We start from the raw sequence: 19,387 nt of genomic DNA, 5'->3' as shown, positions 1-19,387 counted from the left end.
GGAGAAGGAGGAACGGAGCGAGATGTGAGTACCGGACTTCCCGGTTTCGTTCAAGCTTCGATGCCGAGATGCTTCCAGGAATGACTTCGTTATCAAAGTGGGCTTTTTAAACAACCTCTTTAAACTTCACAACTTTAGTCTACCAAGCCTGTGCTGTAATAGACAGGTACAAAACTAACCTTAATCAGGATATAATTAACATTCTCAAGGCGGGGTAAAGGATAAAATAGTAAAAAAACGCTAGGATCAGCGACTGACAGTGTCATCAGTCCATCCTAGCGTTTTTGTTTATTTTAGTTATAAGGCTGATTAGTCCAATACTTCGCTGTCAAAAATATGAGAGCGCTGCAAGTAGGCCCTCAGCGGCATGAATGAGGCGCCCGTCCAGAAGGACGAGTCACCGACAAGCTCTGCCGCATCATCGCGTGCCTGCTCCATGACTTCAAAGTCCGCCATCATATCGGCGATCCGGAACTCCGGCAGCCCGCTCTGCTTCGTACCGAAGAAGTCCCCCGGCCCGCGCAGCTCTAGGTCGCGTCGGGCAATCTCGAAGCCGTCGGTCGTTTCGGTCATCGCCTTCATGCGCTCCTTGCCGACCTCGGTCTTCGGGTCGGCGATGAGCACGCAGAAGGACTGGTGCTCGCCGCGGCCCACCCGCCCGCGCAGCTGATGCAGCTGCGACAGGCCGAAGCGGTCGGCGTCGTAGATCACCATCAGCGTGGCGTTCGGCACGTCCACGCCAACCTCGATCACCGTGGTCGACACGAGCGCCTCCACGGTGCCTTCCTTGAATGCGCGCATGATCGCTTCCTTCTCTTGCGCGCTCATTCGCCCGTGCAGCAGGCCGATCCGCATGTGCGGGAAATGCTGCTGCAGCTGAATGTGGACGTCGATGGCATTCTGCACGTCCAGCTTGTCCGACTCTTCGATGAGCGGACAAATGATATAGGCCTGCCGCCCTGCGGCGACCTCGCGTTGAATGAAGCCGAGCACACGCTCCAGCATCGCATGCTGAACCGCGTACGTCTTGATCGGCTTACGCCCTTTCGGCAGCTCACGCAGCGTCGAAACGTCCATGTCGCCGAAGGCCGTAATCGCCAGTGTGCGCGGAATCGGCGTCGCCGTCATCGTCAGCACGTCGGGGTTCATGCCCTTGCGCCGCAAGATGCTGCGCTGGTTCACCCCGAAGCGGTGCTGCTCGTCCGTCACGACAAGCCCCAGCTGGCGGAAGTAGACGTCCTCCTGAATAAGGGCATGCGTGCCGACCAGCACGTTGATCATGCCCATCTGCAAGGAGGCCAGCAGATCCCGCCGCTGCCGGTCGGTTGAGCTGCCTGTCAGCAGCGCAACCTGCAGCCCGTAGGGCTCGAACAAGCCGCTCAGCGAGCGCATATGCTGCTCAGCCAGAATCTCCGTCGGCACCATCAGCGCGCCTTGGTAGCCGGCCTTTACCGTCGCGTAGAGGCCTATGGCCGCGACGATCGTCTTCCCCGCACCGACATCGCCTTGCAGCAGTCGGTTCATGGCGTACGGCTCCTGCATATCGTGCAGGATCTCGCCTACGACCTTCTTCTGCGACTCCGTCAGCTGGAAGGGGAGCGCGCGCACGAAGGCGCGGACAGCAGGCAAGTCCACCTGCTGCTTCAGCCCGTCCGCACGGCTGCGCGTCACGGCGCGGTAAGCCTGCAGCTTGAGCTGGAATAGGAACAGCTCCTCATACACCATGCGCCTGCGCGCCTGCTTGCCTTCCTCCACGCCGCTCGGCGTATGGATGACCGCTAGCGCCTTGCTGCGCGGCATAAACCCATACCTGCCGGTAATACCAGCCGGCAGCACTTCACTGATCATGGCGCTGTACTGCGTCAGCGCCTGCTGAATGACCTTACGCATCCACTTCTGCGTAACAGAGCCTACAACCGAATACACCGGCTGTATGGTGCCGGTATTGGAATCACCTTGTCCGGGAAACTCCGAATCGGACACGCTCATTTGCCTGCGCTTGCCGTCCCATTTGCCGGTGAGTATAATCTCCTGCTGCGGCCGCAAGCGGTCCTTCAAGAAGTGGCGGTTAAACCACACCGCCGTCAGCAGGAACTCATCGACCATCACCTTGCAGGATAGTCGGGATTTGCCGCTGTAGCGCTGCAGCACCGGCTCTCCGATGATATACCCCTTCACAGTGACGCGGTCGCCGTCCTTCACACTAGCTAAATCACGCACCGTGTAATCCTCATACCGGAATGGCACATATTCCAGTAAATCCATAACCGTAAAAATGCCCATGGAGTTGAGCTCAAGTGCCTTCTGAGCGCCCACTCCATGGACTTCGCGTACTTCAAATTGATTCAAATCCATATTTTACACCGTACTCGCGAACGCTGCGATGGTGCCTGGTCCAGCGTGTGCGCCAATAACAGGCCCCAGTGTAATGTAGTCCACATGCTCCACAACAAATTGCTGCATGATGGCTGCGCGCAGCTGCTCCGCACCTTCCAAATTGTTTGCATGAGCAATGTGTAAACTGCGGATTGTCTTACCAGGTACATCCGCCGCCAACAGCTCAAGTATTCGCGCAACCGCTTTTTTGTGACCGCGAACCTTATCAATCGCAGCTACTTCACCCGCTCGATCCAGAGAAAGAATGGGCTTTATGTTTAGCAAAGAACCGAAAAGAGCAGATGCCTTGCCGATTCTTCCGCCTTTTTGCAAAAATTCTAGCGTATCTACGAGGAAGTATATGTAAAAGTTCTCTCTCATCGTTCGTACAAGCTCTAAAATCTCATTGACACTTTGCCCCGCCTTAGCTGCTCTGGCAGCAGCTACAGCAAGAGCGCCAATCCCATAGGAAGCCGAGCAGGAATCGAACACATAAACCTTTCCTGACGAGTCCTCCAGCATCGTGGAAGCCAGCAGCGCTGACTGGTACGTTCCGCTCAGCACTGATGCCAAATGAATCGAGATAACCTCCGTATCCGGCTCTTCAAGCAGGCTCTGATACAGGTCCAGAAACTCCGCAGGAGACGGCTGTGACGTTCGGGGAAAGTGAGGTGACGAGGTCAGCTTCGGATAAAACTCCTCAGACTGCAGCGTCACCGTATCTAAATATTCTTCATCTCCAAAATGGATCTTGAGAGGCACCATCTCGATGTTAAGTTCTTGTCTTAGTGCCAAAGGTATGTCGGCCGTGCTGTCCGTTACGATACGAATGTTTGTCAACAGGGCTCACTCCATTTCACGAATTTACTCCACTGCTATTCAACGGAAAACAGGTACGCATACAAAGGCTGTCCGCCAGGATGAAGCTCAATTTCTATTTCGGGGTAAGCCGCTTGAATGAACGCCTCTAGCTCCTCCGTCTCTGCATTGACGGCATCTTCTCCAGTGAGGATAGTGACAATTTCGCTGCTTTCTTCAATCATTTCCTCCAGCAGCTTCTTACAAGCATCCAGAAGACTCGGCTGTGAAGATACAATGCGCCCATCTTGAATGCCAATAAAATGGCCCTGTTTGATGTCAATACCGTCCATGTTCGTATCGCGCACAGCGTAAGTAACTTGGCCCGATTTTACACGTCGAAGCGATTCACTCATGGCTTCCGTATTTGTTTTGGCATCCGCCTTCTCTTGGAACGCCAGAATGGCTGCAAGACCCTGAGGAATCGATTTAGATGGAATTACAATCAGCGTTTTGTTGTCTACCAGTTGGGTGGCTTGCTGCGCAGCCAAAATAATATTGGAATTGTTGGGCAGCACATAAATGGTGTCTGCATCAATACTGTTAACCGCATTCACAATATCCTCGGTGCTTGGGTTCATCGTCTGTCCACCAGACAGTACGACATCGACGCCTACGCTAGATAAAATATCGGTAATGCCATCACCTAGAGCAACTGCAACGAAACCATACGGCTTGCTTGGCGTTACAGCTGTGGCCGTGGTAGAAACAGGAGCTTCGTACCCTTCGGTCATATCTTCCAATATATGTGAATGCTGATCGCGCATATTTTCAATTTTGATACGGCTCAGAGCACCGTAATTCATGGCTTGGTTCATCACTTCCCCCGGGTATTCGGCGTGAATATGAACCTTCACTAACTCGTCATCGGCTACAACCAGCAGCGAATCCCCCAACTTGCTCAGTTGATCACGGAACGCGCCTTCATCGAAAACTAGTCCTTTGACCTTGCCTGGAGCAATTGTCAGCATAAATTCTGTGCAGTATCCGAATTCGATGTCTTCCGTGGCCAAATGTGCCTGTGCGGGAAGATGTGCGTGCACTTCCTTCGCTAGGTTCATGCCGGGAACGAGTGAAACCGCACCAAGTGTTGTATCCATCGTAGCGTAGTCATCGTTCACTTGAACCAGACCGCCGCTTAACGCCGCTACAAAGCCTTCATAGACACATACAAGCCCTTGTCCGCCTGCATCTACCACACCGACCTGTTTGAGCACAGCAAGCTGCTCAGGCGTTCTAGCGAGGGCTTCCTTCGCTTTGCCCAGAACCTCCTGCATGAGATCAAGCAGGTCGTTTCCACGTCGATACTGTGTGGCGTGCTTAGCTGCTTCTTTCGATACCGTCAAAATTGTTCCTTCCACCGGCTTCACAACAGCTTTGTAAGCTGTCTCTACGCCTTGCTGCAGAGCGCCCGCGAATTGCTGTACATTTACATGCTCAAGATCATGCACATGCTTCGCGAAACCGCGAAACAGCTGTGACAAAATAACCCCTGAGTTGCCTCTTGCGCCCATCAGTAACCCTTTGGACAATGCATCAGCTGCTTTCCCAATATGGGAGGATGGCTTCTTTTTAAGTTCCTCACAACCCGCAGTGAGTGTCAAATTCATGTTGGTGCCGGTATCTCCGTCGGGTACAGGAAAAACGTTCAATCCATTAACCTTATCTACATTTCTGCGAAGGTTATCCGCACCCGCCAAGACCATGGCAGTGAAGTCATTTCCATTTATTGAAATAAAGCGCTTACTCAAAGTGATTCCCCTTCCTGGTTATCGGGCTTTTACTTGGCTACACGAACGCCTTGAACAAAAATGTTCACATCGTCCACATGAAGCCCTACGACGTCATTCAAAATATATTTGACTTTCGTTTGGACATTACCTGCGACTACGGATATTTTCGTTCCATAGCTGACAATAATATAAAGATCAATTTCGAGTCGCCCGTTTTCATGGCGGACTTCGACGCCGCGGCTTAAATTGTCCCGGCCTAGCAATTCAGCTATTCCGTCTTTCAGTTGCTTTCTCGTTGCCATGCCAACAAGTCCATAACAATCTAACGCAGCGGATCCCGCCAGTGTTGAAATCACTTCATTGGTAATATACACTTTTCCGTACTCGGTTGTGAGTTCAATTGGCATTATCTAACAACTCCTTCAAGTTTCGCTTTAGCAAGACTAACTTTGTAAGCATTCCCTTTCCTGTTTTGCTTTAGCAAATTCGACTTTATAAGTCAATTTCTATGTACTTGGAATGTGGGCTAATCTTCATTGTACTATAACATACTGAATAAATAAACGGCAAAAGTGCAGGTAATTCGTTGACTAGGCTCCTTTTGCTATGCTATTATATTTAAGTGTGTTTTTGCTGGTTATATTATGAATCGCAACAAACCTAACAATGTCTAAAATTATGGAAAGCTGTCATGTCAAGCTTAGGCTTGCCACCCAGGCTGCTTTGTATACTGCCCAAGGAGGTGTCAAACATGTCCCGCAAATGTTTCATTACAGGTAAAAGTCCTTCTTCAGGAAATCACGTGTCCCACGCTAACAATAAAAACAAGCGTACTTGGGGAGTTAACGTTCAAAAGGTTCGCATCCTCGTTGATGGCAAACCAAAACGGGTTTACGTAAGTACTCGTGCGTTGAAATCCGGAAAAGTGGCTCGCGTTTAATTTGTAGCTGCGCATATTCTTATGTGAAAGACAAAAAGCACCTTATCGGTGCTTTTTTTGCATTTCTGGGGAAATGGAGTAAGTATGTGTTAGCCTAGTTTTTACTAAACGTATTCAGTACGGCTTTCACGAATCCACCCAAAAATCTTGGTAGTTTGATTGTGTAGAACTTCATTCTCTACCCCTCCTTAGAGTTTTCGTCAGAAAACAGACTTCATGAGCATTCGCTTAGAGTTTTCGTGAGATAAACCTCTACCGAGGTCTTACGAAGATGAGCGACCGCGCTTAGAGGAAGGCAGAAAACTGACTTCATGAGCACAGACTTCAAGTTTTCAGAAGAAACTTACGTCGTAAGCATATGCTTCACAAGTTGCATGACTGCTCCTTAGCATCGTTACAACAGTATATGCCCGGACCGTGAAAAAGTGCCTTCTATTTTTACTTTCTCCCACAATTCGCTCGCTTCCAGAAAACAAAAAAAGCTACAAGAGCGCTTCACTCTTGTAACTATATGTATGCGGCTATGGTGCAGTTATGCCCAGTTGCGTGTAAAGCGCATAAATTAAACTGAAAATAAAATAGAAGAGAACAGCAATAACGATGAACCAAATGCGAAACCCAATCTGCTCAAACCGACGGAAAAATCGCATCCCTACATACAAGGCGCCAAGCGAGAATATATACTTCGAGACATCATGTATATTTGAGAAACACGCCAAGAGGATTGCACAAAGCAGACTGTACATCAATAACCAGAGAAATCTCATCGTCCTTCGTTCCCCCTCTACCCGCGTATTCGCCTGATAGCCTCGGCACGATCGGACTGCCCGAACACAGCATTACCGGCAACCAACACATTGGCTCCAGCTTCCACCACCTGGCGAGCCGTCACCTCGTTAATACCGCCGTCCACCTCAATATGAAGCCCGTTCAATCCCTTAGCATTCGCTTGCTCACGCAGTGCGCGAATTTTGCTCAACATGCCAGGAATGAAAGCCTGTCCGCCGAATCCAGGATTGACCGTCATTATAAGCACAAGATCCAACTGTTCATCGAGTACATGCTCAATTAGTGAAATCGGGGTTGCAGGATTCAGCACAACCCCCGCTTTGACCCCGCTTTGCTTAATAAGATGAAGTGTCCGATGCAGATGCGTACAAGCCTCTACATGGACGGATATCAAATCGGCACCCGCTTTTACAAAATCAGGTATATAGCGATCCGGCTGCTCAATCATCAAATGAACATCAAGCGGCAGCTTGGTCACTGGGCGTATCGCTTCAACAACAAGTGGACCAATTGTGATATTGGGCACGAAATGGCCGTCCATGACATCCACATGGATCCAGTCGGCTCCGCCAAGCTCCGCATCCTTAATCTCGTCCCCAAGTTTAGCGAAGTTGGCTGATAAAATAGAAGGTGCTACGTATACCATCCGTCCTAATACCTCCTCTTCCGATCCTTGATTTCAGTTAAAAACAATAAGTAATGATCATAACGAGAAGCTGCAATCGTCCCCTCGGCTACCGCATCACGAACCTTGCAATCCGGCTCATGCAGGTGCAAACAGCCTCTAAACCTACAGCCCTCCGCTATCGCGGCAAATTCCTTAAAGCAGCTGCTAAGACCCTCCGCTTCGACTTCCATAAAGTCTAACTGGCTGAATCCCGGCGTATCGGCTACAAGGCCGCCATTCGTGAGTGGCATCAGCTCAACATGACGTGTTGTATGCTTTCCTCTGCCTAACCTCTGAGAAATGGCATTCGTTTCCAGATTAAGACCACTAATCATCGCATTAAGCAAGGAAGACTTACCCACACCAGATTGTCCAGCAAAAACACTGACGGCTCCGTCCAAATGATGCAGAATCGCTTCCACGCCTTCCTGCAGCTTAGAACTCGTCTTCACTACCGTATAACCGATTCCCTCATAGAGCTTCGTAATCCGCTCCAACTCAGCAACGGTCATTTCTTTGGGAACGGAAGATTCATCATCTTCTGTTAATAAATCACTTTTCGTGAAACATAACAAAACATCAATGCCCGTATTTTCAATATGAACGAGAAATTTATCTAACAACTGCAAATTGAGAACAGGCTCTGTCACCGAAAAAACGAGCACAACCACGTTTACATTGGCGATTGGAGGTCGTATGAGCTCCGAAGTACGGGGAAGGATTTCCGTAACGGTCCCTTCCCCATTCTCCGTTTCCGCGTACATAACGCGATCTCCTACAAGGGGGGTTATGTTTCTGTTTTTGAAAACGCCTCTTCCGCGGCAAGTAACCGTCTTGGCTTCCCGGAGATCGGCCTCCTCAGGCAACACGTAATAATAGCCGCTCAGCGCTTTTACGATATATCCTTGCGGCATTACGGTGTGCCTCCAGCAGGTGGTTTAGCGACAGTGCCGCCTGTTTGCCCATTTCCAGTGCCGCCAACCGGAATAGCCGGTCCATTGCTTTGCTGTTTAGGCGTTGGCGATGGTGACGTGGAGGGACTAGGTGATACGGTCTTCCCATTTTTTTGATCCAAGTAGTCTTGATAGGTGCGAGTAATGGAGTTGACCAAGTTATCTCCTTCTTTAATCAAGATGACAGCTTTCTTATCTGGAGAAACAATGACTTTGACATCCATATTCTGAGGCTTCGATACTTTTTCTGTTTTGTACTCGAAGTTCTCGTACTGGGCATCGCTTACGACAATTTTGAACTCGGAATCTTTGCCCTCCGTCGTCGGCTTAACAGCAATACTTACCGTAAGCTGTCCAGCATCCTCCGGCAATCCGTCGCTAATGATCAAAGAAATCTCAGAGCCAACGGATACATCCTGGTTTTTTTCAAAAGGAAACTGTTTAACAACCTTCCCTTTCGCGACTTTGTAGCTTTTCTCACGGGTAACGCCATTCACAGGGAGCTTAAGATTCAGCTTTGTGAGTTGGGCTTTAGCTTCTGCTTCCGTCATTCCGACGAGATCCGGCATTTTGAACGTTTCCTTGGCTTTGCTTACGGTAAAAGCAATGACCGCTTTGTCAAGCTCAAACTCTTCGCCAGCCAAAGGGGATTGTTTCAAAATCAAATCTGGAGCACCATCATTCGTCTCTTGTGTAATCGTAATCTGCTCATCCTTGATGCCGAGGGCTTGCAGCTTCAGCTTAACATCCTTAAATGGTTGCCCTGCATAATTATCCATCTTGATTTTGGGCGTACCCTTACTAACATACAGCGTCACTTTGGTGCCCACATTCATTCTCATCCCCGTAGGATCTTGACGAATGACAATGTCTTTAGCCAGCTTGCTGTCTATATCATATTCAACCGTGGAGCCTAATTTAACTGCCGTCAATTCAGCTTGAGCTTGAATCAACGGTTTACCTGCCACATTGGGAACCTCGACGGTTTCAATGGCAAACATCCCTTTCACGTACCCGACCATATACCACATAGCACCGAGCACCATTAACAAAACGACGATCCAAATGAGCGGCTTAATCCACCCTTTCCCTTTGGGAGGAGCAGGCTCTTCCCGCCAGGCAGGTTTCTCGGGCTCATCATCATCCTCGAACTGTCCGAGTTGGTCGGCGCGAATCGCAGGCATCACTAAGGTACGCTCTTCGTCCATCCCATCCGCATCCCAGAAAGCTACCTTCGCTTCATTCCGGCGATCCGGATTCAAACAGGTATCGAGATCTGCCATCATTAGCTTCGCTGATTGATAGCGTTCTTCAGGCTTTTTGCGCATGGCTCTCAAAATAATGTTTTCCACGCTTTGCGGAATGAGAGGATTCACCTTACGCGGTTCTTCCACATCTTCCTGCAAATGCTTCAAAGCTACAGAAATCGGGCTCTCACCGAGAAAAGGCAGGCGAGCTGTCAGCATTTGATACATCACAATACCCAAAGAATACAAATCGGATTTCTCCCCTGTATTCGTCCCTTTGGCATGTTCCGGTGAGAAATAGTGCACAGAACCGACGACAGATCCGGTTTGCGTTATGGTCGAAGACGTGGCAGCCCGTGCGATACCGAAATCCGTCACTTTAACACGGCCGTTTTTGCCGATCAAAATATTGTGCGGTTTGATATCCCGATGAATGATTTCATTGTGGTGGGCGTGATCGAGCGCATCTGCAATCTGACTCGCGTAGTGAACCGCATCTTCGACCTGCAGCGGCGCTCTCTCTTTGATGACATCATTCAAGGTCGTGCCTTCTATGTATTCCATCACAATATAATGCACGTCTTCTTCTTGTCCGACGTCATAAATACTGACGACATTAGGATGAGAAAGTGAAGCGGCTGCTTGAGCTTCTCTACGGAAACGACGAATGAATTCTTCATCGTGCACATACTGCTGGCGCAGTACTTTCACAGCCACTTTACGATTTAATAATAGATCATGCCCTTTGTAGACTAAAGCCATGCCGCCTCCGCCAATGCGATCTAAGATTTCATAGCGGCCTCCAAGCTTTCTACCGATCAATTCCCATCACCCCTTTTTTCGTCCGAATCATGATCGTGCGCAAGTAAAACGACCGTTACATTATCGTCTCCGCCTTCATCAAGCGCGCTTTGAATCAACTGTTCCGCTGCATCTTCGATACGTTCATACGATTTGACAATTCGTAAAATGTCGCCGGAATCCACCAATCCGCTTAAACCATCCGTACAGATCAGAACAATATCCCCCGGGCGCCACGCGTACTCATAGAGATCTACCTCTACGCCCGGCTCTGTGCCGAGTGCGCGAGTGATCCAGTTACGTCTAGGGTGATGATCGGCCTCTTCGAGGGTAATCTGCCCGTTCTTCACAAGCTCATACACCAAAGAATGATCTTCCGTTAGTTGTGTGATCGATTCACCGGTGATCTTGTAAGCGCGACTGTCACCGATATGTCCAATAATAAGAAGCTCTTGCGAAGCAATAATGGCAACAACCGTCGTGCCCATACCATGATAACTTTCTTGCCCTGAGGCGAATTCATAAATTTTCTCATTCGCCTTTTCAATGGCTTCCTTCAGCACTTGCTTACAAGCTTCCACAGACATTCCCCAATGGATCGATTGCAGTTGATCTGCAATCATTTCGATGGCCATTTGGCTGGCGATATCGCCAGCTTGATGTCCCCCCATGCCATCAGCCACAATAGCCAAAGATAGGCCATTGAGATCATGATGGATGGCGGCTCGGTCCTCATTTACTAAACGGACTTTGCCAATATCGGTACGGCTTACCATCTTCATCCGGATTTCACCTCATTACTTGTTCTCCATATGCTTCGCACGCAGTTGTCCGCAGGCAGCAGCAATGTCACTGCCTTGTTCACGACGTATGGTGGCATTAATTTTGCCCTTCTCAAGAATACGCTGGAAGGTGAAGATATCATCCCTAGGTGTACGCTTGAAATCCCGTTCGGCCACGAAATTCACTGGAATCAGGTTCACGTGGCTAAGCGGCATATCCTTCAGCACTTGCGCTAGTTCCTCAGCATGTTCAGGCTGGTCATTCACTTCCCCCATAAGGGCATATTCAAACGTAATTCGTCTGCCGGTTTTGGCAATGTAATACTTACACGCTTCAATTAAATCTACGAATGGGAATCTACGATTGACAGGCATCAGCTTGGATCTGAGCGTATCATTCGGCGCATGAATAGATATCGCCAGATTGACTTGCAAATTCTCATCAGCGAATTTGTAAATGTTCGGCACAATCCCACTCGTCGATACCGTGATATGACGTTGTCCAATGTTCAGGCCTTTCGGGTGAATCATGACACGAAGGAAATTCATTGTCGCTTCATAATTTTCAAAAGGCTCGCCAATACCCATAATGACGATGGAAGAGATTCGTTCCTCTGTCTCATCCAGCAATTTCTGGGCTTTAACAACTTGGGCCACAATCTCACCCGGTCTCAAATCCCGCTTCAAACCGCCCAACGTAGATGCACAAAATGTACACCCTACCCGGCACCCTACTTGCGTTGTTACGCAAATACTGTTGCCGTAGTTGTGCTTCATGACAACTGTTTCAATGGCATTCTTGTCTTCCAATTCAAATAAAAACTTGACCGTACCGTCCTGCGACTGATACTTGGCAATTTCGGAAAGCGTAACGAACTCAAACTGATCCTTCAGTTTGTCACGCAGCGACTTCGGCAAGTTCGACATCTCATCGAAGCTGAATACCCGCTTAATATAAAGCCAATCGAAAATTTGCCCGGCACGAAAAGAGGACTCGCCGTTCTCTTTCACCCAGCTTTGCCATTCATCCCAATTCAAATCATATACAAACGGTTTATCTTTCTCATAAGGCTTATTTCCCACATTTATCACAACCTGTTGTTATTTGTCCTGATTTTTTGCTAATCGTATGTTATTTTATCACAAAGCGGGAACGAACACACATCCCCGTGAGCAAGCAGCTGCGGACGATAGGCATTTACGTGGCTGAGTAACCGTCAAAACCAACCCAGACCACCCAGAGCATTACCTGCAAAAAGCGCAGCTAAATCGAATACTTAGCCCTTTTTGAGGCAATGAACTGTAAAAAGTACAGTTGATTTAATGAAATCAGACTTATAGTTAAACGAAAAGAACCGTTGTCAGCCTACAGCCGACAAGCTATACACGTTTGCGCAGCCGTGCGATGAAGAACCCGTCGGAATGGAACTGCTGCGGCAGGATTTGCACCATACCGGCTGCGGCAGCCGCAGGGTCAATGCTTGCGAAAACATCCGCCGGCAGCGGCGCCAGCTCAAACTCGCTATGCTCAGCGAGGAAGCGCTCAACCATGCCCGCGTTCTCCGCCTGCTCAATCGTGCACGTACTGTAGACCAGCACGCCGCCTGGCTTGAGCAGCCTATGCACTTTGCTCAGAATAGCATGCTGCAGCTCGCTAATCGCGTCAATCTCCGCCTCCTGCTTCGCCCACTTAAGGTCGGGCTTGCGGCGAATGACCCCTAGGCCCGAGCAGGGCGCATCGAGCAGGATGCGGTCAAATGACTCCGCCGCAAAATGTTCGTCCAGCTTCGCAGCATCCATCACCAGCGTCTGGATCGACGACAGTCCCAGCCGCTCCGCTTGATCTGCGATCAGCTTCTGCTTGTGCTCGTGCAGATCACAAGCCCAGATCTTGCCCACATCGTCCATTTTCTCGGCGATGTGCGCGGTCTTGCCGCCAGGGGCGGCGCAGCAGTCCAGCACTGTCATGCCTGGACGCGGATCCAGAGCTTCGGCGACGAGCATCGAGCTCTCGTCTTGAATCGAGAAGTCCCCATGCTGGAAGCCGGGGACTAAGGCCATGTTCCCGGCCCCCTGCACAAGGATGCCGGCCGGGGCCAGCTCTGACGCTTCCGCGCTGAGGCCGCTGCCTTGGAGCTGCTCCAGCAGCTCCAAGCGGCTGCGGCGCCTCGCATTCGCGCGAATGCTGACGTGCGGCGGCTCATTGTTCGCCGCACAGATCTGTTCCGTCAGCTCGGCACCCAGCTGACGAATCCATCGGCGCACGAGCCATTCCGGATGGGAATGGCTCAGCGCGATGCGCTTCACGTCGCCGAGCGCAGCCGGCAAAGTGAGCTCGGCTTTGCTGCGGATGACTGCGCGCAGCACGCCGTTGACCATGCCCGAGATGCCTTGGTGGCCTCGGCGCTTCGCGATATTGACCGCTTCGCTCACGACCGCATGGTCGGGAATGCGGTCCAAATAATGCAGCTGATAGAAGCTCAGCCGCAGCAAGCATCTCACCCAGGGCTCGAGCTTCGCGAGCCCTTTGCTGACGAAACGCTCCAAAAAGAAATCGATCGTATTTTTCCGTCCGATGGTCCCATAAACAAGCTCCGTCGCCAGTCCCGCATCTGCCCGTTCAAGAGCATGCTTTTGCAATACCTGATTCAGCAGCAAATTGCTGTACGATTGATTTTCTTCAACCCGAATCAACACATCCAGCGCCGCATCACGGGCAGAATGCTTAACAGCGCTGCTCTTCGCAGCGCCTGAGGATGATTTTGGAGCAGAGGGCTTGCCGGCCCCCTGCGGCTTTATTAGTCCGTTTTGCGGACGATTTGGTTTTTGCGTTGACAAATCGAATACCTCATTTTTAAGTTGAATAGAAAGTATAAGTTGTATACTTTAGCTTCGCATCAACCTTGACAAACGCGTTCGCCCCAAAGGGACGAAGGAGTCGTTTATCCTTGGTTGCTTTAGTTACTCTGTCCGAATACCGTACCAGCAGGGATTTGCACACCTCGTACGAACTCTGACACGGGCATCGCCTTTTTGCCTGAAGGTTGGATCTCGGTCAACCACAGCGTACCTTCACCCGTCATCACTTCAATGCCCTGCTCACTACTGCCAAGTACAGTTCCAGGAACAGGTGCGTCTCCGCTGATTTCGGAGAAGCTTCGGCTTCTTGGCTCCGAAGAACTTTTCGGATTCGCGCTAGCCCATATTTTCATAACTTCCCCATTCCAGAGGGTGTAAGCGCCGGGGAATGGGTTTAAGCCGCGTACTTGATTCCAAAGCTGGGCGGCAGAACGCGACCAATCGATCAACTCATCCTCCCTGCGGATATTCGGAGAATAAATGGCATCTGCCTCATTTTGAGCAATAGCCTGGATACGTCCTGCCAGTAAATCCGGCAATGTACGCTTAAGTAGATCAGCACCGGCAATACTTAGCTTTTCAAATAATGAACCCGTCGTATCCGTATCTTCGATCGGAAGCTCCACCTTTGAAATCATATCGCCAGTATCAAGACCTACGGCCATGTACATAATCGTAACGCCAGTTACGGATTCACCCCGAATTACAGCGTGATGAATCGGCGCTCCGCCTCGATATTTGGGCAGCAGCGAAGCATGGATGTTTATACACCCGTACTCCGGCAAGTCCAAAACCGCTTTGGGCAAGATCTGTCCGTAAGCGGCTGTCACAATCAAATCCGGTTTTAATTGTCTCAAAAGCTCAACCGAATCCGCTTGACGCAATTTCTCCGGCTGAAGCACCGGAATCCCATGCTTTTCTGCTTCCACCTTAACCGGAGGCGGTGTCAGAACGCGCTTGCGTCCTTTCGGCCGATCCGGCTGTGTGACAACCGACGTTACGTTATAGCCTTCCTCCAAGAGCAGGCGCAAGGAGGGTACTGCGAAATCCGGCGTGCCCATGAAAATAATGTTCACTCGGAATCTTCCTCTTCTTCAGCCGTATACGTTTTGGTTGCAAGATCCGTAAACAGAACACCGTTTAAGTGATCAATTTCATGGAAAATACAGCGAGCCAGCAAATCCGTGCCCGTCACTTCAATCGGATTTCCATCACGATCTTGACCTTTGGCTGTAACATGGAGTGGGCGAAGTACATCGCCGCGAAGTCCGGGAATACTTAAGCAGCCTTCCGGCCCCAATTGTTCGCCGCTGGAAGTGACTACCTCAGGATTTACCATTTCAATCAATCCGCCATGTTCTTCTCCGCAATCCATGACGATTACGCGTTTAAGAATACCGATTTGCGGAGCAGCAAGACCCACGCCCTCCGCTTCATACATCGTGTCTGCCATATCATTCAGAAGTTTATGCAGATTGGAATTAAATTTTGTAACCGTGACGGCTTTCTCACGCAGCACTGGATCTGGATCTTTAACAATAATACGAATAGCCATAATGTGCACCTACCTTTGAAGTCTTCTCTATTTGGGGTTCATTACATCAAATATTGCGGGTCAACATCCACGCTAATCAGCAGCTTTTCTTTCGCTGAGCGCTCTTCAAACCAAGCCACTGCTTTAGCAACGATCTCTGCAGCCTGATCTTCCCCCCGATATTTTACCACGCATTGGAATCGATATCTATCTTTGATTCGTGAAATCGGCGACGCAACAGGTCCTAACACGTCCATTTGAAACGATTGATCTGCGGGCAACGTGTTCGTAAACAAATCAACCTGCTGGGCCCGATACGTATGGGCAATCTCTTTCAATCTCGTTACAAAAGCCTCCGCAGAACGTACCAAGAGCGGAACCTGCTCATGCGAGAAAGTAACCAGAATCAATCGTTGATAAGGCGGATAGCCTAAATTTGCTCGTATATCAAGCTCATGGTTCGCAAAAGCAATATAATCGTGCTTGCTTGCATATTGCACACTATAATGTTCGGGCGTGTATGTCTGGACGAACACTTCCCCTTGCTTTTCATGACGACCCGCCCGGCCTGCAACCTGTGTTAACAACTGGAAAGTCCGCTCCGCTGAACGGAAATCCGGCAGATTAAGCACCGTATCCGCTGCGATAACCCCCACTAAGGTCACGTCGGGAAAATCCAGCCCTTTTGCTACCATCTGCGTGCCAAGCAGCACATCCGCCTGCTTCTCGCGAAACATCGTCAGCCATTTTTCATGTGACCCTTTCTCCGTCGTGGTATCGACATCCATGCGAATGACCCGAATCCCGGGGAAAATCTTACTAAGCTCCTCTTCAACACGCTGTGTTCCTGTACCAAAATGACGAATATGCTCCGACTGGCAGCTAGGACACTGCGTAACCTCTCGCTCCGCATAGCCGCAATAATGACAGCGCAGCATGCGCGAGCTTTGATGATAGGTAAGTGAAATATCACAATGCGGACATTGCGAGACGAAGCCGCATGTACGGCACATAACGAACGTCGCATACCCGCGCCGATTCAGCAGTAAAACAATCTGTTCTTTCTTTTGTAACCGATCTTCGATCGCTTTATACAAGGAGCGGCTGAACATAGAGCGATTTCCGTTTTTTAGCTCCTCACGCATATCGACAATAGCTACTGGGGGCATCGGTCGGCTGGCCACGCGCTCCCGCATCGTCAACAACCGAAAGGGAGGTTTATCCCTGTCGCGGCGTCGCCTTGTCTTCTCGATACTTTCAAGAGAAGGAGTTGCGGAACCGAGCACAACGACGGCGTTTTGTTGCTTCGCTCTTTGAACCGCCACATCGCGGGTGTGATATTTTGGGCTTTCCTCCTGCTTATAAGAAGATTCGTGCTCTTCATCAATGATAATAAGGCCAATTCTCGTAAAAGGAGCAAAAATCGCCGAACGAGCGCCGATTACAACCTTCACTTGCTTGCGCATAATTTTACGCCATTCGTCGTACCGTTCGCCATTCGATAACCGACTGTGCAGGACGGCGACCAAATCGCCAAACCGCCCTTTAAATCGTTCTACCATTTGTGGCGTCAGAGATATTTCAGGAACAAGTACAATCGCTTCTTTATCCATGTCCAAGCACTGCTGAATGGATTGTAAATACACTTCGGTTTTACCGCTACCCGTAACCCCATGCAGCAGAAATACCTCATTCCGTTCTTCCGCTACAGCATCCCGTATTTCCGCGAAGACACTGCTCTGTTCTTCCGTTAAGGGAAGCGGCTTCGTCCGCGTGAAAGCCCGACCCGCATAGGGGTCGCGCATCACTTCGACCTCGCGCAGTTCAATCCACCCGCGATCCGCCAAGCTTTTGACCGTGCTAGCGCCGACCTCCACTGTTTCCATCAGCTCCGTAAGTCGAATCGCGTGTGGATGCTCCATCAAGTAACGCAGCACATCCTGCTGTTTGTTAGCTCTGGCGGGTAGCTCGGCCAAAGCCTCTTCCAATCCACTGCCTCCAGCTGGAGGGAAAACGGTCAATGCCTTTTTGGTATTCATTCGGTCTTTGACCACTTGTACTTCTGTTAGGATACCTGCGCTCAGCAGTTGTTTAATGAGGGCACCGTCACTTGCAAAACGCTCCATCAAAGCATCCATCGAGACTGAGCCTTTGGACTTTACGAAACTAACTATCTCTTGGAGATCCGACATGTCCAGCAGCGATTGCTCGCCAGACTCCTCTCCGACCCCAATCGCACGTTCATATTTCGCTTTAAGCGCAGCAGGCAGCATCGCCTGGAGAGCCGTAACTTCATGGCATAAGTACATGCGGCTGACCCACCGCCCCAGACTCACAAGTTCCTCCGTGAGCGGAGGAACCAAGTCCAGGACGTTCTGAATCGGCTTAATGCGAGTCACATCCACCTGCGTTTCCTCATGCAGTTCGACGACAAAGCCTTGCAGCACCCGAGGGCCGAAAGGCACGCCAACGCGACTGCCCACTTCAACCCATTTGCTCAGGGATGCGGGTACTTCATAATCGAATGCCCGGTTCGTTTGTTTCGCTGGGACATCGACAATGACTTTGGCGTACATCAGGATTCCCCCGCTGCGGTATGCATACGATCCGCCGCAAGCTCTAGCAGTCTACGTGCCACATCTTTCTTACTCTGTATTGGCAGGGCCTCTACGAGCCCATTACGATCATAAAACCGCACCACATTCGTATCTCCGCTAAAGCCCGCACCTTCCTGTGACACATCATTGCCAACGATGAGATCACAGTTTTTACGGTTTAGCTTGTCCATCGCATGCTCGTCCAAACGCTCCGTCTCCGCAGCAAACCCGATGACGAACTGATGCTTTTTGAGCGTACCTATTTCCTGTAAAATATCCGGATTTTTAATCAATTCCAGCGTTAGTGAGTCCGATTTCTTTTTGATCTTTTGCTCGGAAACAACGGCTGGACGGTAATCAGCCACCGCAGCGGCCTTGATAATAAGGTTACTTTCATCCAACTGAGCTAGCACTGCCTCTCTCATATCCAAAGCAGACTGAACATTGATTAGCTGAACGCCATCAGGCGCGCATAAAGCGGATGGCCCTGATATCAACGTCACCTTGGCTCCCATACGCACCGCTTCTTCAGCGATAGCGTAGCCCATTTTGCCGGAAGAGTCATTCGTAATGTACCGTACCGGATCAATGCGTTCAACGGTGCCTCCGGCAGTCACAAGGACACGTTGTCCTTCTAAGCGCCTAGGCTCCCCCTTAAAATGCTGCTTAATCGCAGCAAGAATCTCCTCAGGTTCAGCAAGCCTTCCTTTTCCAACGTAACCGCAAGCCAATTGCCCTTCTCCCGGCTCGATAAAACGCACGCCACGGCTCAATAGTGTCTGCATATTATGCTGTACTGCTGGATTCGCATACATATGCACGTTCATCGCAGGCGCTACCCATATCGGTGCCATGGTTGCAAGCAGTGTCGTACTGAGCATATCATCGCCAAGTCCGAGCGCTATCTTGCCAATCATATTCGCCGTTGCAGGCGCAACAAGCACGAGATCAGCACTATCCGCTAAGTTGATATGCGATACAACCGAAGGGTCTTTCTCATCAAAGGTATCCACAAAAACATGATGACGAGACAACGTTTGAAACGTTAACGGCGCTACAAATTGAACAGCTGATTTGGTCATGATAACACGCACAATTGCACCAGCTTGTGTCAGTTTACTCGTTAACGCAGCAGCCTTATAAGCGGCAATGCCTCCGCATACGCCGAGCACAATCGTTTTGCCATGAAGTACACTCATAGGTATCCCCTTTCTACGCACAATTTGAGAAAAAAATAACAACCACTAGGGT

17 protein-coding genes are annotated in these 19,387 nt (G+C 50.1%); 1 reads left to right on the top strand and 16 read right to left on the bottom strand.

Translation table 11 applies throughout. The annotated features are described in order from the left end of the window. Positions 1–309: 309 nt before the first annotated feature. From recG to ASD40_RS12215, 4 genes are read right to left on the bottom strand one after another with little or no spacing between them, the layout of a single operon-like run. Positions 310–2,355 (bottom strand): ATP-dependent DNA helicase RecG, encoded by a 2,046-nt coding sequence (gene recG / locus ASD40_RS12230; RefSeq protein WP_057303559.1) that lies wholly within the window; start codon positions 2,353–2,355, stop codon positions 310–312. A 3-nt stretch (positions 2,356–2,358) separates the two neighbouring features. Continuing rightward, positions 2,359–3,216: a DegV family protein gene (locus tag ASD40_RS12225; RefSeq protein ID WP_057303558.1), complete on the bottom strand. Its 858-nt coding sequence runs from the start codon at positions 3,214–3,216 to the stop codon at positions 2,359–2,361. Between the two features lie 35 nt (positions 3,217–3,251). Continuing rightward, positions 3,252–4,985 carry a DAK2 domain-containing protein gene (locus ASD40_RS12220; RefSeq protein WP_057303557.1) on the bottom strand — a complete coding sequence of 578 codons (1,734 nt, stop codon included), beginning with the start codon at positions 4,983–4,985 and terminating at the stop codon, positions 3,252–3,254. A 29-nt stretch (positions 4,986–5,014) separates the two neighbouring features. After that, a complete protein-coding gene (locus tag ASD40_RS12215; RefSeq protein WP_057303556.1) occupies positions 5,015–5,374 on the bottom strand; it encodes an Asp23/Gls24 family envelope stress response protein in 360 nt (119 codons plus the stop codon). A 344-nt stretch (positions 5,375–5,718) separates the two neighbouring features. Here ASD40_RS12215 and rpmB point away from each other — a divergent pair, with 344 nt between their 5' ends. Further along, positions 5,719–5,907, top strand: a complete 189-nt coding sequence (gene rpmB / locus ASD40_RS12210; RefSeq protein WP_029197753.1) for a 50S ribosomal protein L28 — start codon at positions 5,719–5,721, stop codon at positions 5,905–5,907. 94 nt (positions 5,908–6,001) lie between these two features. Here the strand turns inward: rpmB and spoVM are convergent, their stop codons facing one another. The 12 genes from spoVM to coaBC form a co-directional block, all read right to left on the bottom strand. Further along, the gene (spoVM, locus tag ASD40_RS12205) at positions 6,002–6,082 is read right to left on the bottom strand and encodes a stage V sporulation protein SpoVM (protein WP_036634233.1); all 81 of its coding nucleotides are present in this window, start codon (positions 6,080–6,082) and stop codon (positions 6,002–6,004) included. Between the two features lie 346 nt (positions 6,083–6,428). Beyond that, entirely contained in the window at positions 6,429–6,674 is a 246-nt protein-coding gene (locus tag ASD40_RS12200) for a hypothetical protein (RefSeq protein WP_057303555.1), read from the bottom strand. Between the two features lie 17 nt (positions 6,675–6,691). Then, positions 6,692–7,342, bottom strand: a complete 651-nt coding sequence (gene rpe / locus ASD40_RS12195) for a ribulose-phosphate 3-epimerase (protein ID WP_057303554.1) — start codon at positions 7,340–7,342, stop codon at positions 6,692–6,694. A 5-nt stretch (positions 7,343–7,347) separates the two neighbouring features. Beyond that, entirely contained in the window at positions 7,348–8,277 is a 930-nt protein-coding gene (gene rsgA / locus ASD40_RS12190; RefSeq protein WP_057303553.1) for a ribosome small subunit-dependent GTPase A, read from the bottom strand. After that, the gene (gene pknB / locus ASD40_RS12185; RefSeq protein WP_057303552.1) at positions 8,277–10,385 is read right to left on the bottom strand and encodes a Stk1 family PASTA domain-containing Ser/Thr kinase; all 2,109 of its coding nucleotides are present in this window, start codon (positions 10,383–10,385) and stop codon (positions 8,277–8,279) included. Before pknB ends, rsgA begins: the two co-directional genes overlap by 1 nt. Further along, positions 10,382–11,146 carry a Stp1/IreP family PP2C-type Ser/Thr phosphatase gene (locus ASD40_RS12180; protein ID WP_057303551.1) on the bottom strand — a complete coding sequence of 255 codons (765 nt, stop codon included), beginning with the start codon at positions 11,144–11,146 and terminating at the stop codon, positions 10,382–10,384. The genes pknB and ASD40_RS12180 overlap by 4 nt, the downstream gene beginning before the upstream one ends. Positions 11,147–11,161: 15 nt before the next feature. Beyond that, entirely contained in the window at positions 11,162–12,229 is a 1,068-nt protein-coding gene (gene rlmN / locus ASD40_RS12175; RefSeq protein WP_029197747.1) for a 23S rRNA (adenine(2503)-C(2))-methyltransferase RlmN, read from the bottom strand. A 297-nt stretch (positions 12,230–12,526) separates the two neighbouring features. Next, positions 12,527–13,984, bottom strand: coding sequence for a 16S rRNA (cytosine(967)-C(5))-methyltransferase RsmB (gene rsmB / locus ASD40_RS12170; RefSeq protein ID WP_082562194.1), 1,458 nt, complete (start codon positions 13,982–13,984; stop codon positions 12,527–12,529). 119 nt (positions 13,985–14,103) lie between these two features. Then, a complete protein-coding gene (gene fmt / locus ASD40_RS12165) occupies positions 14,104–15,081 on the bottom strand; it encodes a methionyl-tRNA formyltransferase (protein ID WP_057303550.1) in 978 nt (325 codons plus the stop codon). Further along, a complete protein-coding gene (gene def, locus ASD40_RS12160; protein WP_057303549.1) occupies positions 15,078–15,560 on the bottom strand; it encodes a peptide deformylase in 483 nt (160 codons plus the stop codon). The genes fmt and def overlap by 4 nt, the downstream gene beginning before the upstream one ends. A 41-nt stretch (positions 15,561–15,601) precedes the next feature. Beyond that, positions 15,602–18,115, bottom strand: coding sequence for a primosomal protein N' (priA, locus tag ASD40_RS12155; RefSeq protein ID WP_057303548.1), 2,514 nt, complete (start codon positions 18,113–18,115; stop codon positions 15,602–15,604). Next, entirely contained in the window at positions 18,115–19,335 is a 1,221-nt protein-coding gene (coaBC, locus tag ASD40_RS12150; RefSeq protein ID WP_057303547.1) for a bifunctional phosphopantothenoylcysteine decarboxylase/phosphopantothenate--cysteine ligase CoaBC, read from the bottom strand. The genes priA and coaBC overlap by 1 nt, the downstream gene beginning before the upstream one ends. Positions 19,336–19,387: the final 52 nt, after the last annotated feature.

The organism is Paenibacillus sp. Root444D2, assembly GCF_001426375.1.
Lineage (GTDB): Bacteria > Bacillota > Bacilli > Paenibacillales > NBRC-103111 > Paenibacillus_E.
The sequence above is the reverse complement of the archived record's forward strand: the minus strand, read 5'-3'. Positions and strand labels throughout refer to the sequence as shown.

Excerpts from the sequence above, each read along its gene's own strand:
- recG (WP_057303559.1), bottom strand. The coding sequence starts at position 2,355 with ATGGATTTGAATCAATTTGAAGTACGCGAAGTCCATGGAGTGGGCGCT.
- ASD40_RS12215 (WP_057303556.1), bottom strand. The coding sequence starts at position 5,374 with ATGCCAATTGAACTCACAACCGAGTACGGAAAAGTGTATATTACCAAT.
- rpmB (WP_029197753.1), top strand. The coding sequence starts at position 5,719 with ATGTCCCGCAAATGTTTCATTACAGGTAAAAGTCCTTCTTCAGGAAAT.
- spoVM (WP_036634233.1), bottom strand. The coding sequence starts at position 6,082 with ATGAAGTTCTACACAATCAAACTACCAAGATTTTTGGGTGGATTCGTG.
- ASD40_RS12200 (WP_057303555.1), bottom strand. The coding sequence starts at position 6,674 with ATGAGATTTCTCTGGTTATTGATGTACAGTCTGCTTTGTGCAATCCTC.
- rpe (WP_057303554.1), bottom strand. The coding sequence starts at position 7,342 with ATGGTATACGTAGCACCTTCTATTTTATCAGCCAACTTCGCTAAACTT.
- rsgA (WP_057303553.1), bottom strand. The coding sequence starts at position 8,277 with ATGCCGCAAGGATATATCGTAAAAGCGCTGAGCGGCTATTATTACGTG.
- ASD40_RS12180 (WP_057303551.1), bottom strand. The coding sequence starts at position 11,146 with ATGAAGATGGTAAGCCGTACCGATATTGGCAAAGTCCGTTTAGTAAAT.
- def (WP_057303549.1), bottom strand. The coding sequence starts at position 15,560 with ATGGCTATTCGTATTATTGTTAAAGATCCAGATCCAGTGCTGCGTGAG.
- priA (WP_057303548.1), bottom strand. The coding sequence starts at position 18,115 with ATGTACGCCAAAGTCATTGTCGATGTCCCAGCGAAACAAACGAACCGG.
- coaBC (WP_057303547.1), bottom strand. The coding sequence starts at position 19,335 with ATGAGTGTACTTCATGGCAAAACGATTGTGCTCGGCGTATGCGGAGGC.